The 15,579-nt window shown below is 68.0% G+C and carries 16 protein-coding genes; 5 read left to right on the plus strand and 11 right to left on the minus strand.

The features are described from left to right. Nucleotides 1-6: 6 nt before the first annotated feature. From P5704_011655 to P5704_011690, 8 genes are read right to left on the minus strand one after another with little or no spacing between them, the layout of a single operon-like run. A complete protein-coding gene (locus P5704_011655; GenBank protein ID WOF81074.1) occupies nt 7-1,656 on the minus strand; it encodes a complex I subunit 5 family protein in 1,650 nt (549 codons plus the stop codon). Further along, on the minus strand, nt 1,653-3,149 hold the full coding sequence (locus P5704_011660; protein ID WOF81075.1) for a proton-conducting transporter membrane subunit: 1,497 nt from the start codon (nt 3,147-3,149) through the stop codon (nt 1,653-1,655). The genes P5704_011655 and P5704_011660 overlap by 4 nt, the downstream gene beginning before the upstream one ends. Further along, a complete protein-coding gene (locus P5704_011665) occupies nt 3,146-4,570 on the minus strand; it encodes a proton-conducting transporter membrane subunit (protein WOF81076.1) in 1,425 nt (474 codons plus the stop codon). The genes P5704_011660 and P5704_011665 overlap by 4 nt, the downstream gene beginning before the upstream one ends. After that, nucleotides 4,567-4,848 carry an NADH-quinone oxidoreductase subunit K gene (locus tag P5704_011670; protein WOF81077.1) on the minus strand — a complete coding sequence of 94 codons (282 nt, stop codon included), beginning with the start codon at nt 4,846-4,848 and terminating at the stop codon, nt 4,567-4,569. Before P5704_011670 ends, P5704_011665 begins: the two co-directional genes overlap by 4 nt. Beyond that, nucleotides 4,845-5,753 (minus strand): Na(+)/H(+) antiporter subunit B, encoded by a 909-nt coding sequence (locus tag P5704_011675; protein ID WOF81078.1) that lies wholly within the window; start codon nt 5,751-5,753, stop codon nt 4,845-4,847. The genes P5704_011670 and P5704_011675 overlap by 4 nt, the downstream gene beginning before the upstream one ends. Beyond that, entirely contained in the window at nt 5,746-6,039 is a 294-nt protein-coding gene (locus P5704_011680; protein WOF81079.1) for a monovalent cation/H(+) antiporter subunit G, read from the minus strand. Before P5704_011680 ends, P5704_011675 begins: the two co-directional genes overlap by 8 nt. After that, complete coding sequence (locus P5704_011685; protein WOF81080.1) at nt 6,032-6,283, minus strand: monovalent cation/H+ antiporter complex subunit F; 252 nt, start codon at nt 6,281-6,283, stop codon at nt 6,032-6,034. The genes P5704_011680 and P5704_011685 overlap by 8 nt, the downstream gene beginning before the upstream one ends. Continuing rightward, nucleotides 6,283-6,774 (minus strand): Na+/H+ antiporter subunit E, encoded by a 492-nt coding sequence (locus tag P5704_011690; protein WOF81081.1) that lies wholly within the window; start codon nt 6,772-6,774, stop codon nt 6,283-6,285. The genes P5704_011685 and P5704_011690 overlap by 1 nt, the downstream gene beginning before the upstream one ends. A gap of 274 nt (nt 6,775-7,048) precedes the next feature. On the opposite strand from P5704_011690, the gene P5704_011695 reads away from it, so the two are divergent. The 3 genes from P5704_011695 to P5704_011705 are packed head-to-tail and all read left to right on the plus strand — an operon-like array spanning nt 7,049 to nt 9,989. Further along, nucleotides 7,049-8,725, plus strand: coding sequence for a carbon starvation protein A (locus P5704_011695; protein ID WOF81082.1), 1,677 nt, complete (start codon nt 7,049-7,051; stop codon nt 8,723-8,725). Then, nucleotides 8,722-8,991 carry a cory-CC-star protein gene (locus P5704_011700; GenBank protein WOF81083.1) on the plus strand — a complete coding sequence of 90 codons (270 nt, stop codon included), beginning with the start codon at nt 8,722-8,724 and terminating at the stop codon, nt 8,989-8,991. The genes P5704_011695 and P5704_011700 overlap by 4 nt, the downstream gene beginning before the upstream one ends. Beyond that, on the plus strand, nt 8,982-9,989 hold the full coding sequence (locus P5704_011705) for an ArsA family ATPase (protein WOF81084.1): 1,008 nt from the start codon (nt 8,982-8,984) through the stop codon (nt 9,987-9,989). Before P5704_011700 ends, P5704_011705 begins: the two co-directional genes overlap by 10 nt. Here the strand turns inward: P5704_011705 and P5704_011710 are convergent. The 3 genes from P5704_011710 to P5704_011720 all read right to left on the minus strand — a co-directional run bounded on the left by P5704_011710 (nt 9,984) and on the right by P5704_011720 (nt 11,845). Then, a complete protein-coding gene (locus P5704_011710) occupies nt 9,984-10,412 on the minus strand; it encodes a DUF2628 domain-containing protein (GenBank protein WOF81085.1) in 429 nt (142 codons plus the stop codon). The genes P5704_011705 and P5704_011710 overlap by 6 nt on opposite strands. A gap of 114 nt (nt 10,413-10,526) precedes the next feature. After that, entirely contained in the window at nt 10,527-11,180 is a 654-nt protein-coding gene (locus P5704_011715) for an alpha/beta hydrolase (GenBank protein WOF81086.1), read from the minus strand. Continuing rightward, a complete protein-coding gene (locus tag P5704_011720; GenBank protein WOF81087.1) occupies nt 11,177-11,845 on the minus strand; it encodes a phosphoribosyltransferase in 669 nt (222 codons plus the stop codon). Before P5704_011720 ends, P5704_011715 begins: the two co-directional genes overlap by 4 nt. A gap of 263 nt (nt 11,846-12,108) precedes the next feature. Between P5704_011720 and P5704_011725 the strand changes: the two genes are divergently transcribed. After that, nucleotides 12,109-13,194, plus strand: coding sequence for a spermidine/putrescine ABC transporter substrate-binding protein (locus P5704_011725; GenBank protein WOF81088.1), 1,086 nt, complete (start codon nt 12,109-12,111; stop codon nt 13,192-13,194). Next, nucleotides 13,181-15,577 carry an EAL domain-containing protein gene (locus P5704_011730; GenBank protein WOF81089.1) on the plus strand — a complete coding sequence of 799 codons (2,397 nt, stop codon included), beginning with the start codon at nt 13,181-13,183 and terminating at the stop codon, nt 15,575-15,577. The genes P5704_011725 and P5704_011730 overlap by 14 nt, the downstream gene beginning before the upstream one ends. Nucleotides 15,578-15,579: the final 2 nt, after the last annotated feature.

Raw genomic sequence — 15,579 nt, forward strand, 5'->3', positions numbered from 1 at the left:
AGCGATTCACCACAGCCAGCCCAGCCAGAGCAGCGCCACCAGCAGCCAGGCGCTGAGGGTCAGCGCGCCGCGTTCCCACTGGCGATTCCAGCGCCGTTCGCGCGCCCGCCAGCGGTTCCGCTCGAGCTGCATCCCGGGTACGGGCAGTGGCGGCTGGCGCAGCAGGCGCGTGAGATACAGCGATGCCCACAGTGCCGGGTTGGGCAACTGCGCCAGCCGCGACGGCACGCCCCAGCCGCGGCGCAGCACCAGCAATGTAAGGCCCAGTGCAGCCAGTAGCGGCCATAACGCCGACCATAGATTGGCCAGATACATCCCGGCCAATAGCGGTTCGCGCATAGCCGGCCAGAGCCAGGGCACGGATAGCGACGCCACGCAGAGCAACGCCCACGGCAACCACTGGCCGAGCGGCGCGCGGGTGCTGGCGTGCTGCTGGTCGCGCCACATCAGCCAGAGCGCGCGCCAGAGCAGTAACGCGGTGGCGAAGCTGGCCAGGGTCAGCCAGGGCAACCAGGCGCCGAAGGCGCTGTCATGCCAGGCCTCCTTCAGCAGGTACTTCACTGCCGCACCGCTGGTGAGCGGCGCGCCCATGATCGCCAGCGCCGGCAGCACCAGCAGCGCCCAGCCCAGACGCGACAGACGTCCTTCATGAACCATCCCGGCGGCGAGGAACAGCGCGCCCTTGGCCAGCCCGTGATGCACGCCGAACAGCACCAGCACCGTCAGCAGCGCCGCAGAGGGCGCCTCCAGGCTCCAGGCCAGCGCCAGGATCATCAGCATCCAGCCCATCTGGCTCACCGATGACCAGGCCAGCACCGCCTTGGACTTGGCCGCGCACAGCCCCAGCGCAGCCGCATAGAGCGCGCCGAACAGGCCGGCAACGAGCAGCGGCGTGCTCCAGGCCGCGAGCGTCGGGTCGCTCTCCGGCAGGCAGCGCCAGATGCCGAGAATGCCAGCCTTGAGCATCGCCCCGGAAAGCACCGCGCTGGCCGGGGCCGGTGCCTGCGGATGGGCCAGCGGCAGCCAGACGTGCAGCGGCCAGAACCCGGCCTTCAGGCCGAGCCCGAGCACCAGCAGGGCCAGGGTCAGGTGGTCGATCGGCTGCGCCTGCCAGCTGGCGAAGTCGAAGGCCTGCTCGGTGCTGTGGCTGCGCAGCAACAGCCCGGCGAGCAGCAGCATCTCGCCGCCGATCGCCAGTTGCAGATAGAGGCGTCCGGCCCGCCGCGGGCCCGGTCCACCGCGCTGCACGATCAACCCATAGGCCGCGAGGCTCATGGCGCTGAAGCCGAGGTAGAAGCTCAGCGCGTCGGTGGCGATGACCAACAGCAGGTTGCCGGCCAGCGCCAGTTGCCAGAACGTCCAGAAGCGCAGCCGCTTGCGATCGGCAGCCAGGCTGCTGTTGGCAAAGATCGCCGCGCAACTCCAGAGCACGGCGGTAAAGCCCAGCCAGGCGCGGGTCAGGGTATCGCTGGCGCCCCAGCGCACGCCCTCCCAGAGCCACGGCAACTCCAACGCTGGCGGCGGTTGCAGCGCTGCCAGCAGCGCCGGCGCACAGGCCAGCCACAGCCACGGCAGGCTGCGCTCGCGCAGCCACAACAGCAGAACGCCGCCGAGCAACGGTGCGAAAGGCACCAGCAGCCAGAGCCAGGCAGTCATATGGCGAACTCCCGCTCGACGATCAGTTGGCTCCAGCCCAGCGGACTCAGCGCGGTGGCTGCCAGCAGGCCGACCAGCAGCGACAGCAGCGCCGTGAGCAGCGGCGGCAGCAACAGCATCCAGTGGGTTTCGAAACGCTCATCGGCCCAGCGGTTCTGGTGCCAGTCCGCTGGCTCGGCAAACCAGCCACGCCAGAGCAGCGGCAGGAAGTAGGCGGCGTTGAGCAACGCCGAACCGAGCAACACCAGCAGCACCCAGTCCTGACCGACTTCCAGCGCGCCGAGGCCGAGCGTCCATTTGCTGATGAAGCCGGCAATCGGCGGGATGCCGATCATGCCCAGCGCGCCGATGGAGAACGCCGTCATGCTCCAGGGCATGCGCCGGCCGACGCCGTCCATCTCGCGGATGCGGTGTATGCCCAGGGTTTCGGCGAAGTTGCCCGCACAGTAGAACAGCGTGACCTTCATCAGCCCCTGATGGACCAGATGCACCAGGCCGCCCACCGCAGCGATCGGCCCGAGCAGCGCGACGCCGAGAGTCACGTAGGACACCTGGCTGATGGTCGAGTAGGCCAGGCGCTTCTTCAGCTCCTGCTGCTGCAGGGCGCGCAGCGAACCGTAGAGAATGGTCGCTGCGGCGAGCCAGAGCAGCGGCGTGGTGAGATCCAGTTGCGTCAGCGCCTCGGCGCCGAAGACGTCATAGACCACCCGCACGATGCCAAAGGCCCCGGCCTTGACCACCGCCACCGCGTGCAGCAAGGCGCTGACCGGCGCCGGAGCGACCATCGCCTGCGGCAGCCAGCCGTGCAGCGGAATCAGCGCGGCCTTCACGCCGAGGCCGAGGATCAGCAGGGCGAAGGCTACGCGTAGCCCGACGTCATGCTCGCCGACCTCATCCAGCAGGTAGCCGGCGGCCTGGAAATCCGGCGTGCCGGCCAGGCTGTGCAGCAACGCCACGCCCATCAGTACCAGCGACCCACCACCGACGGTGTAGGCCAGATAAACGCGCCCCGCGGCGAGCGACTCGGGCGTGCCGCGGTGCACCACCAGCGGGAAGGTGGCGAGGGTCAGCAGTTCGTAGAACAGCAGGAAGCTGACCAGATTGCCGGCCAGCGCCAGGCCCACCGTGGCGCTGACGCAGAGGCTGAAGTAGCCGAAGAAGCGCGAGCGCAGCGGCGAGTTTTCCAGATAGCCGATGGCATAGATCGTCGTCGCCGCCCACAGCAGCGACGACAGCGCGACGAACAGCAAGGCCAGCGCATCGGCCTGCAACACCAGCGGCGCGCCCGGCAACAGCGGCACGCTGAAGCGGTACTCGCTGCCCTGGCTGACGCCGTAGAGCATGCTGCCGACCAGCACCAGCTTGAGCGTCACGCCGAGCAGGTTGAGGGACACCCGCAGGCGCTGCCGGTCCTCGCGCAGGCCGAAGATCACCAGGCCCGGCAGCAGCGAGCTGAGCACGATGCCAAGGGGCAAAAGCTCATGCCAGCTCATCGCCCGAGCCCTCCCAGCCAGAGCAGCAGCGGCTCGCTGATCAGCGCCAGCCCCCAGACCAGCAGCGCCGGCAGCAACGCCAGCCACTGCGCCAGACGATCGGCATGAATGCTCGGTGGATTCGGTCGGGCACGGTCGAAGCCATGGGCGATGACGCGAAACACGTAGGCCGCCGACATCAGCGTGCCGAACAATACGCCCAGCGCCCAGGGCCAGTGCTGCGGCCGCTCGAACAGCGGCTGCAACAGCAACCACTTGGCCAGAAAACCGCCACTGGGCGGCAGGCCGATCAGGCTGCCGCCGGCCACGGCGAACGCCGCCAGGGCGATCGGCACGTTCTGGCTGGCACCTTTCATGCCCTTCACCCGCTTGCTGCCAAGGATGCTCTGCAACTCGCCGGCTGCGAGGAACATCGAGACCTTGGCCAATCCGTGGGCCAGCACGAACAACCACAGGGCCGCATGCAGGCGCGGTTCGTCGAGGTGCAGCAGCAGCCCCAGCGCCAGCAGCGCGTAACCCAGCTGGGCGACCGTCGAGTAGGCCACCAGGGTTTTCAGTCGCGGCGCGCGCAGTGCCGACCAGCCACCGGCGATCAGCGCCAGCACCCCGGCGGCGCCGAACAGCAGGCCAGCATCGTGGCCAAAGGCATCCGGCGCGATCTCGCTCCAGATCAGCCAGAGAATGTACAGCGGGCCCTTGACCACCAGCGCCGAAAGCAGCGCACTGACCGCGGTCGGCGCCGCGGCGTGGGCCGGCGGCAACCACAGGTGCAGCGGCCATAGCGCGGCCTTGAGCATCAACCCGAGGGTCATCAGCAGCAGCGCCAGCTGGGTCGCGCCATCGGCTTCGGTCAGTTGCGCCAGCATGGCCAGATCGAGCACGCCGTAGCGCCCGTAGATCAGTGCCACACCGAGCAGATAGGCCAGCGAGCCGGCCAGCGACAGCAGCAGGTAATTCAGCGCCGGTTTCCAGGCTTTGCGCCCCGCCAGCGACACCAGCGCCACCGCGACCAGGCTGAGCAGCTCCAGCGTCACGTAGAGGTTGAACAGATCCGCCGAGAGCCACAGCGCGGCCAGCGCAGCATGCAGCAGGCAAGACAACGGCCAGTAATCCTGACTGCCGGCGGCATGGGCGATGCGCGCCGCGTACAGCGCCACCAGCAGGTGCAGCCCGGACGTGAACACTAGCAACAACGCAGCCAACGGCGTCAGGCGGAAACGGATCGCCAGCCCCGCCTCCCAACCACCGACCAGCAGGCTGCGCTCGCCATGATCGAGCACCACCTGCAGCGCCATGATCGCCGCCAGGAGCGCAGCCAGGCTCAGCGCGATCACCCAGCGGCCGCTGCGCGCCGGGCGCAGCAGGATCAGCAGCAAGGCGCCGGCCAGGGGCAGCAGCAGGCTGACCAGGGCGGCGTTCAACGCTCCTGCTCCTTCGACGCGGCCAGCGCGCTGCTCAGGCGCAACGCCAGGGCGGTCGCACTCACCGCCACCACCAGCCCGGTGACCACCAGCGCCACCAGCAGCGGATCGCTCGGATCGTGGCGCGCCGCCAGGGCGATCATCACCAGAAACACGCCGCTGCCCATCAGGTTGATGGCGATGATCCGCCGCAGCGCATGCTGCAATGTGAGCAGCCCGTGCAGGCCGAGCAGCCAGAGGGCGAAGCCGACGGCGATCCAGAACAGCGTGGCGCTCACGAATGCGGCTCCGGGTCGTCGCCGATCACCAGCAGGCTCAGGCTGGCGGCGATGGACAGCGTCGCCGCGGCCTCGATGAAGACGATCAGCGGCTTGGCCCAGCCGGCCGGGTACTGCAGCCAGCCATCGCCGAACCAGGCGCAGGCGGCGGCCACGCCGACGAACAGCAGCAGACCGATCAGCACCAGCAGACGCAGCGGCCAGAAGCTCCAGCACAGCGCCGGCAGCGCACCGGCCAGACGCAGCAGGACGATGCCGGAGGCCAGCAGCGCGCCGGCCTGGAACGCACCACCGGGCGATGCCGCGCCACGCCAGAGCACATAGCCGCCGGCCAGCACCAGCAGCGGCGCAAGGGTTCGGCCCCAGGCACGCAGCATAGGCCAGGGCTCGCTCAGCTGCGGCTGCAGCGATCCGAGCTGCCGTGCACCGAGCAGGGCCAACAGCAGGACGGCCAGCTCGAGCAAGGTGTCCCAGGCGCGAAAATTGAGCAGCACCGCCGTCACCGGATGCTCGACGCCGCTCTGCGCCAGCGCGGCATCGATCTGCGGCGGCACGCTCGGTTGCAGTTCGGCCAGCGGTGCCAGCTGCGGCAACACCATCAGCAAGAGCGGCAGCAGCACCGCTACCGCGGCCAGCCGCCGGCGGCGCGACAGCTGCGGCTCGCTGCCGGCCTGCGGCTGGCGCGCCAGCGCGGCGAACAGCAGCACACCGGTCAGCCCGGCACCGATGGCGGCCTCGGCCAATGCCAGGTCGGCCGCGCCCAGCCGCGCCCAGACCAGCGCCAGCACCAGGCCGAAGGCGATGAACAGCAACACGCCGGCATACAGCTGGCGCACATGCAGCGCGCCACCGGCCAGACCGAGCAGCAACAGGCCGAGGACCGCATCCAGCAGCCAGTCAGTCATCGCCGCCCTCCTCGTCGGATTGACGTGCCAGCAGCTGGCAGGCGGTGGCGCCGGAGGCCAGCACCAGCAGCCAGATCAGCAGCATCTGCGCGACTTCCAGAACGCCGCCGGCGCGCAGCGAAAGGCCGGCGACCACCAGGCCGAGGCCGAGGGTGTCGGCCTTGGTCAGTGCGTGCAGGCGACTCAGGGTATCGGGAAAGCGCAACAAACCGATGCTGCCGGCGGCGAAGAACAGCAGCCCGCCGGCCAGCAAAGGCCAGCTGAGGATGTTCAGCAGGTCACTCATGGCGACTCCGACGCAGCAGTTGCACCAGCGCGGCGCTGATCATCGCCGCCAGCAGCGCCAGCACCAGCGCCGCATCGCGCAGTGCCGGCGCGCCCTGCCACTGCGCCAGCACCAGCAGCAGTGCCGTGCCGGTGGTGCCGAACAGCTGCACGGCAAGCAGCCGGTCAACCCGTCGCGGGCCCAGCAGTACGCGCCACAGGCCGATGATCAGGGTCAGCAGCAGAAGTGCGCAGAACACCGCCATCAACGCCGCCCCTCCACGCCCAGCAGCCGCTCCAGGCGCAGTTCCAGTTCGGCCACGGTGGCTTGCCAGGGCAGGCGCTCATCCAGCACGTGCACACGCATCTCGTCGGCATCGACTCGCGACGCCAGGGTGCCGGGCAACAGCCCGACCAGCGCCGAGAGCAGCAAGCGTACCCGTGGCGAGCGGCTGCGGAGCGGATACGGATGCCACGCCGGCTGCAGCGGGCAGCGCGGCTGCAAGGCCCGCCGCGCGACGTCCCAGCCGCCGAGCAGCATGTGCTTGAGAAAGAAGCCGAGAAACGCCGGCAGCGCGATCAGCCGCATGGCCATCGGCCGCAGGCCCAGCCAGAGGCTCAGGGCGACGGCCAAGGCAATGGACGGCACGCCCAGCAGCCAGCCCTCGCCTACCGCGAACAGCGACCAGAGTGCGGTATAGAGCAGTGACCAGAAGAGTGCGTCGGTGGCTCCGCGACGCCATGCGGCCTGTGTCATCACATCCTCCTTGGCATTCCGATCTTTGTAACAAGTCGAGGCCAAGAGTTCGCCACTGTCCACCCAAGGCCGGCAGAAGCCTTGTATCAGCAGATTGCCGCCCGCCCTGGCGATGCCGGCCCGCATGCCCGCTGCCACGGTGGGCGGAACGTCCGTGACAAGCGCTGGTCTGTCCCCTGAGGCCGGGCGTGGACGCCCGGTCATAAAACAATCACCCCCTGAGGGCCAGACAGAACTGCGCTGCCGCGGCGAGCGGCACGCCGAGGAATCTTTGATGAGTGCAATCGCGTTGTTGTTGGTCGGCCTGGGCGCCATGACGCTGGGCTACGTCTTCTACTCCAAGTTCATCGCCGAACGAATCTACCGGCTCGATCCCAACTACCGGACGCCCGCACACACCATGCGCGACGGCGTGGACTACGTACCGACCAACAAATTCGTGCTCTGGGGCCACCACTTCACCTCGGTGGCCGGCGCCGCGCCCATCGTCGGCCCAGCGATTGCGGTGATCTGGGGCTGGGGCCCGGCCTTCGCCTGGGTGGTGTTCGGCACCATCTTCTTCGCCGGCGTGCATGACTTCGGCGCGCTCTGGGCCAGCGCCCGCAGCCGCGGTCAGTCGGTCGGCATGCTCAGCGGTCGGCTGATCGGCTCGCGCGGGCGCAGCCTGTTCCTGGTGGTGATCTTCCTCGTCCTGCTGATGGTCAACGGCGCCTTTGCCGCAGTGATCTCCAACCTGCTGGTGTCCACGCCGACCTCGGTGATCCCGGTGTGGGGCGCGATCCTGGTGGCGCTGGTGATCGGCCAGATGATCTACCGCTACAACATGAAGCTGCTCTGGCCGTCGCTGGGCGGGGTGATCGTGCTCTACGCGCTGATCCTGATCGGCAACCAGTACCCCATCGTGCTACCGGACGAGATCATGGGCCTGTCGGCCAAGTCGCTGTGGATCCTGCTCTTGTTCGTCTACGCCGCCATCGCCTCGCTGCTGCCGGTGTGGGTGCTGCTGCAGCCGCGCGACTACATCAACGGCCTGCAGCTGTTCGTCGGCCTCGGCCTGCTCTACCTGGCGGTGCTGTTCGGCGCGCCGGAGCTGGTGGCGCCGGCCTTCAACCAGGAGCTGCCGGCCGAAACCCCGAGCATCGTGCCGCTGCTGTTCGTCACCATCGCCTGTGGCGCGATCTCCGGTTTCCACGGCCTGGTCGCCTCGGGCACCACCTCCAAGCAGCTGGACAAGGAAACCGACGCCCGCTTCGTCGGCTACTTCGGCGCCATGGGCGAAGGCATGCTGTCGCTGGCGGCGATCATCTGCTGCACCGCCGGCTTCGCCACCCTGACCGACTGGCAGCAGGTCTACACCGCCTTCGGCAGCGGCGGCGTCACCGCCTTCGTGCAGGGCGGCGGCACGCTGCTGGCCAACGGTCTGGGCCTGCCGGCCGAACTCGGCGGGACCATTCTGGCAGTAATGGCGATTCTCTTCGCCGGCACCACCATGGACACCGGCCTGCGCCTGCAGCGCTTCGTCATCCAGGAGGCCGGTGAGCTGGCCGGAATCAAGGTCAACACGCTGATCGGCACGCTGATCGCCGTCGGCGTGTGCATGGCGCTGGCCTTCGGCGCCGGCTCCGATGGCACCGGCGGCATGGTCATCTGGCCGCTGTTCGGCACCACCAACCAGCTGCTGGCCGGCCTGACCCTGGCAGTGATCACCGTCATTCTGATCAAGCTCGGCCGCTCGCCGGTGTACACCCTGGTGCCACTGGTGTTTCTGTTGGCCATGTCGATCTACGCGCTGCTGGTGCAGATGGGCCAGTTCTATCGCGCCGAGAATTGGCTGCTGCTGGGCATGGACGTGATCATCCTGATCGCCGCGCTGTGGGTCACCCTCGAGGCGATCATCGCCATGCGCAAAGGTCGCGACCCGGCCGAGCGTGCCTTCGAGGCACAGCCGTGAGCGAGCCGCCGCTGAGCATTCTCGGCAAGGTTTCAGCGGGGCTGCGCGAATTCTACGTCGCGCCCTACCGGCGGACCTTCGCCCGTGCCCGGCGCGACGAGGATGACCTGTTCATGCTGCTGGTGTTCAGCGAAACCCTGGGCGTGCCGAACCCGGCCGCTTGGTACACCCTGGAGCTGATGCCGGCGCTGTACGAGCGCTTCCATGACTGGCACCGGCGCATGGGCATGGAGCGCTCGCCACTGGACCATATCGCATGCTGCTAGCGCTGGCGGCCGAATGCCGCGTGCTGTTCTTCGGCGGCAAAGGTGGCGTCGGCAAGACCACCGTGGCCGCCGCCACCGCGCTGGCCCAGGCGCGGGCCGGGCGCCGCGTGCTGCTGGTCTCCACCGATCCGGCACACAACCTCGGGCATCTCTGGCAGCGGCCGGTGGGCCCGCAGAAGGTGCGCCTGGCGGCGGGGCTGGACGGCCTGGAACTGGACCCGGAAGTCACCGTGCAGCAGCACCTCGAGGAGGTCGGCACCGCTCTGCGCAAGCTGATGCCGGCGCACCTGGCCGGCGAGGTGGACAAGCACATGGCGTTGTCGCGCGACGCGCCCGGCATGCACGAGGCGGCCTTGCTCGAGCGCATCGCCGAAACCGTCGACCAGGGCCTGGCCGAATACGACCTGCTGGTGTTCGACACTGCGCCGTCCGGGCACACCGCGCGGCTGATGGCCCTGCCGGAGATGATGGCAGCCTGGACCGAAGGCCTGCTGCGGCGCCAGGAACGCGGCTCGCGCTTCAGCCAGGTGTTGAAGAACCTCGGCCAGGACGATCGCGGCTTCGGCCAGTCCATCCTCGGCCAGGGCGATGGCGAGGCGGCAGCGGATCGCGACAGCCGTATCCGCCAGATCCTCGACCGTCGCCGCGAGCGCTTCAACCGGCTGCGCGAGGTACTCGGCGATGCGCAGCAGTGCGCCTTCGTCATCGTGCTCGCCGCCGAGCGGCTGCCGGTGCTGGAAACCATCGAGTTGCACGCGCAGCTGCAGCGCGCCGGCACGCCGGTCGGCGCGCTGGTGGTGAACAAGCGCTCGCCGGCCGATGCCGGCGCCTTTCTCGCCGAACGCCACGCCCTGGAGGAGCGGCATCTCACCACCCTGTGCCAGGCGCTGGGCCAGCTGCCGCTGCTGGAGCTGCCGCTGCTGCCCGGCGACGTGGTCGGTGAAGCGGCGCTGGAGGCCTTCGCCCATCGGCTGGGTGATGCAACGGCGGGGTTATAACCAGCCGTTGTCGCCCAGCACCTGGCGCTTGTAGAAATCGAGATTGGCGCGCATGGCGAACACACCGGCGACACCATAGGCGAGCAAGCGTGCGAAGTCGCCGTAGCCCAAGGCGTCGAGTCCCATGACAAGCAGCGTGACCGCGCCCAGGGCCAGCAGCGTGTAGCTGATCGCCTTGCGCCACATGCCCTTGGCCAAGTAGTACAGCGGGCCGAAGAGAAAGGCGAGGATGTTGAAGGCCATGGCCTGGCGTCGCTCGGCCGCGGGCAGGCTCTTGAATGAGGGCAGGCGCGGGCCGCCCGCCCTGGCGATGGCCTGGAAGCGTCGTTTCCAGCTGTCGGAAACCGGCAACGCCTCGATCCGCACGGCCTCATCACCGTTCAGCGGGGCACGCGGGGGTGCGTAGGGATTCTGGGTACTCATGAAACCTCCTTGTCGTCGAGCGCCCATGATCGCGCCCGCCTTGGCTCAGCGCCAATCCGACGTGCCCGTCACGTGCTGCGCCGCAAGTTTCGCTACGCGGCGCCGCGGCGGCGGTCACGCCAGGTGCCGCACGAACCAGTCGCCGGCCAGCCGCGCCACCTCCTCCAGCGTGCCGTGTTCCTCGAACAGATGCGTCGCTCCCGGTACCACCACCAGCTGATGCACGCACTGCAGGCGAGCGGCCGCGGCACGGTTGAGTTCCAGCACCTCGAGGTCGCCGCTGCCGACGAGCAACAGCGAAGCCGCCTTGACCCGCGCCAGCGACAGATCCGCCAGGTCGACCCGGCCGCCACGCGAAACTACCGCGGCGATGTCCGCCGGCCGCGAGGCGGCGGTGGTCAGCGCCGCGGCGGCGCCGGTGCTGCCACCGAACAGGCCTATGCGCAGGCCCTGCAGGCGCGTATCGCTGCTCAGCTGGTCGACCACGCCGCTGAGGCGCTGACTGAGCAGCGGGATGTCGAAGCGCAGCTGGCGGGTGATCTCGTCGATGGGCTGCTCGTGCTTGGTGAGCAGATCGAAGAGCAGGGTCGCCAGCCCCATTTCGTTGAAGCAATGCGCCACGCTGCGGTTGCGCGGGCTATGCCGGCTGCTGCCGCTGCCGTGGACGAACACCACCAGGCCGGTGGCCGCGGGCGGCAGGCACAGTTCGCCGTGCAGGCGTGCCTTGCCGAGCGTGAAGCGCATGGGTGTCGCCGCAAGCGTGGTCATGCCGCCTGCCCTCCCTTGTCCCAGGCGCGCTGCAGCAGCGCTACCACCTGGCGATCGGGGGTCCGCTCGAAATGCTCGTACCAGCGGCCGATGGCATACAGGTCATGGGGCACATGCAGGCAGACAATGCGATCCGCCAGTTTTTCCAGCTGCGCGACGCTCTGCGCGGCGGCCACCGGCACCGCAACGGTGATGCGCATCGCGCCCAGCTGGCGCACGGCCTGCACCGCGGCGCGCATGGTCGCGCCGGTCGCCAGCCCGTCGTCCACCAGGATCACGCCACGCCCGGCGATGAGCGGCGGCTGTCGTTCACCGCGATAGGCCTGCTCGCGCCGCTGCAGTTCGTGGGTTTCCTGGACGATGGTGCCGTCGATCTCGGCCCTGGAGACGTGGATGTACTGCACGATGTCGTCGTTCATCACGCGCACGCCGCCGCCGGCGATGGCCCCCATGGCCAGCTCGCGATTGCCCGGCGTACCGAGCTTGCGCACCACCAGGATGTCCAGCTCCAGGCCCAGCCGCTGCGCCACCTCGAACGCCACCGGCACACCGCCGCGCGGCAGCGCCAGGACCAGGGCGTCGCGCCAGTCGGCATCCTGCGCCAGGCGCTCGGCCAGCGCCTCACCTGCCTGGACTCGATCGTAAAAGGGGATCTTGAAGGTCATGGCAGGCTCCTCGGTTCCGGCACGGGCTGTATTGGAGTCTGGCTCAAGAATCGAGTGTCGGTGCTCCATCGGCGACGAACAGCCCGCCTGACCGATCGCTGCCGGGCACCGTCGATCGAAACGAACGCAGCTGAGACTACAAATCCATTGCCGTCATCCCTCTGACGCCATTAAAGTGCCATCATTGATTGCCGATAGCCCGGGCAGGACCGCCAAATGCGCCGTCCACCGACAGGGCGGCCAATGCCTGGGATGGATGACCAATGACCGAGAAGAACAACAAACCGGCACCATGGCGTATGCGCAGCACCCTGCTGATGACGGTCAGCCTGCTGTTTCCCTCGACTCCCGTGCACGCGGCCGAAACCCTGACGCTGCTGACCTGGGAGCAATACCTCAGCGAAGCGGTAATCGAGCGCTGGCAAACCGAAACCGGGGGCGCGATCAGGCAGATCTATTTCGACAGCGGCGACAAGCGCGACGAAATCCTCGCCAAACCCGAGCACCAGATCGATATCGCCCTGACGGAGCTGATCAGCGCCTCGCGCTTCGGCGCCCGCGGCCTGCTGGACCCGCTCGACGACAAGCAGCTGCCGACGCTGCGTCATGTTCCGCCACGCTGGCGCGACAGCTGCGGTCGCTACGGCGTGCCCTATCTATGGGGCACACTCGGCATCGCCTATCGTAGCGACCGCCTGGAAAGCGCGCCGCGCTCCTGGAAGGACCTGCTGCAACCGGCTCGCCCGGACGAGCCGCACATCATCATGATGGAGGACCACGAGGACATCCTCGCCAGCCCATTGATCCTGCAGAACCACTCGATCAACACCTCGAACCACGACGAGCTCAAGGCCGCGTTCAACCTGCTCATGGCTCAATCCAGCGCGGTACTGACCTACGAGTACGTGATCACTTCCCTGCGCAGCCAGCGCTATCTGGAGCAGGCCGACATGGCGCTGGCCTACAGCGGCGACCAGCAGGTGCTCAACGAGGTGGAAGGTGTCGACGGCGAGCCCTGGCGCTACGTGGTGCCTGAAGAAGGCACGCTGCTGTGGGTCGATTGCCTGTCGATACCGACCGGCACCGAAAACAAAGCCCTGGCCCGGCGTTTCCTCGACTTCCTCCAACGGCCGGAAATCGCCGCTCTGAATGCCGCCGACCTGGGCGTCGCCACACCGAATGCCGCAGCGCGGGCACTGCTACCGGAGGAGATCCGCGAAGATTCGACCATCTACCCGCCAGAAGCGGTGCTGGAGCGTAGCCAGGTCTACCAGACGCGACCGCTGGAAGGCACGCAGACACGGCGACGCATCATCAGTGCACTGATCAACGCCCATGACGCTAGGTAAACGCACGCTGCTGGTGATCTTTCCGGTCATTCTGATCATCCAGCTGGTTGCCTCGACCACCGCCTACCTGACCCAGCGCGCCTCGTTGCTGGGGCTGGAGCAGGCGCGTCTGGAACAGCAGCTCTCGGTATTGACCTCCGCCTACCTGGACTACGAGGCGTTCAATCGCAGCGTGCTCTACTCGATCATGGATAGCGAGGCGCTGCTGCTGTTCCTGCGCGAGTCGGACACCGGCTTTCGCAACGACACCCTCGGGCTGCGCATCCAGCAAAGCATCCGCTCGCTATCCAACACCGAGCTGACCTTCGTTTCCCTCGCCGTCGTGCAGCCCGATGGCAGGCCGGCCTACTATTTCGAAAGCAGCCTGTCGCCGTTCGCCTCGATGAGCGCGAACCAGCAACGGATCGTCAGCGAAGCCAGACGGTCATCGGCACCCGGCAACACCCTCTACGTCGAGCAGGCCGCCGACGCCCCGCTGCTGATGAACACCGACTTCATCCTGCCGGCCTCCAGCAGCCGGCCGTTGCCAAGCCAGCGCGCCGAGGCCTTCGCCATCCAGCTGGCGGTGCGTCCTGAGCGCTTCCTCAAGCTCAAGCGCAGCCTGGAAAGCGAATACGCCGCGCCTGTCGAAATCTCCGACGAGCCGTTGCCGGCGGCAGCGGGGTTGTCCGCCGGGGTTTCGCTGTCACGCTCGCTGCATGCACGGCTGACACCGGCGCCGCACTACAGCGCCGAGCGTCTGCAGACCCTGGGGCTGGCGTTCATCGCCGGCGGTGCGCTGATCTGCCTGATCTCCATCGGCCTGCTGCTGTGGTTGATCCGCCGTTCCATCACCGGCCCCATCAGCCAGCTGGACGACCAGCTCACCGACCTGCTGCTGTGCAAACGCAACGCACTCGACGAGCCAACCGATGGCGGCGAGATCGGCCGACTGACGGTGAACATGAAGACCCTGCACGACCGCAACACCGAGGCGCTGCAGCGCATCCGCGAAATATCCTGGCAGGACAGCCTGACTCAGGTCAGCAACCGGGCGCACTTCGGCGTGCTGGCCAATGCCATGTACGAGCAGTGCCTGCACACGCACAGGCGACTGGCGCTGCTGTTTCTCGACCTGGACAACTTCAAGCAGGTCAACGACCAGCACGGCCACGAGGCCGGCGACACCCTGCTGCGGATCTTCGCCCAGCGTGCCCGCGGCGTGCTCGAACGTCATCGCGTCGCCTACCCGCAGACGGAAACGGCCCTGGCGCGGCTGTCCGGCGACGAGTTCGCCATCCTGCTGCTGAGCGAAACCGGCGACGGCGGTCTGCAGCAACTGTGCGACGCCCTGCTGGGGCTGTGCCGCGGCGGCTTTCGTCTGGAAGATCGCCAGTATCCGGTCAGCGTCAGCATCGGCACCGCCTGCTACCCGGAGGACGCGGACTCGATCACCCAACTGCTCACCCGTGCCGACACCGCCATGTATCAGGCCAAGGCCGAGGGCAAGAACACCGCGGTGGCCTTCAGCGGCGAGCTGGAGCGGCGCAACGAGCGCATCCGCCTGATCGAGGACCAGCTGCGCGAGCTCGACGGCGATGATCAGCTGCGGCTGGTCTACATGCCGGCGCTCGATCGCGAAGGCGCAGTGGTCAGCTGCGAAGTGCTGCTGCGCTGGCATTCACCGATCCTCGGGACGGTTTCCCCCGGCGAGTTCATCCCCATCGCCGAACGGGCCGGGTTGTTCCCGAAGATCGACAGTTGGGTCATCGATCATGCGCTGGCGGAGTACCCGAAGCTGGTGCAGCTGTTCGGCGAAGGCGTGCTGCTGGCGATCAACGTATCCTCCGCGCAGCTCAACGACGACCGCATCTGCCGCTACCTGGTCGAGCGCGCCGCACACCATGGCGTCGAGCCAGGCAGGATCGAAATCGAGCTGACCGAAACCTACGCCGCCGAGCTGTGCAAGAGCACCATGGAAGTGGTTCAGGCGATTCGCCGCGCGGGCTTTCGCGTCGCCATCGACGATTTCGGCGTCGGCTATACCTCGATCCAGCAGTTGCTCGAATACCCCGCCGACACCATCAAGCTGGACATGGCGATCATCACGCGACTGACCCGCCCAGAGATGCAGCTGAGCCTCACCGCGCTAGTCGACTTCTGCCATGCCCAGGGCAAGCGCGTGAATGCCGAGGGCGTCGACAACATGGAAAAACAGTCGGCGCTGCTGCAGGCCGGCTGCGACCTGTTCCAGGGCTACCTGATTTCGCCGCCGCGCTCGCTGGCGGCACTGGAAGACTGGATGGCCGTGCGCAACCGCGCCCAGGGCACGCTGCGCCTCGAGCCGCTGCCGCCATCCGCTTGCCCGCAGCCCGGTCCGGTTGCAGTCGGCAGCGACTACTAACT

It is taken from the genome of Pseudomonas sp. FeN3W (assembly GCA_030263805.2).
Taxonomy (GTDB): domain Bacteria; phylum Pseudomonadota; class Gammaproteobacteria; order Pseudomonadales; family Pseudomonadaceae; genus Stutzerimonas; species Stutzerimonas stutzeri_G.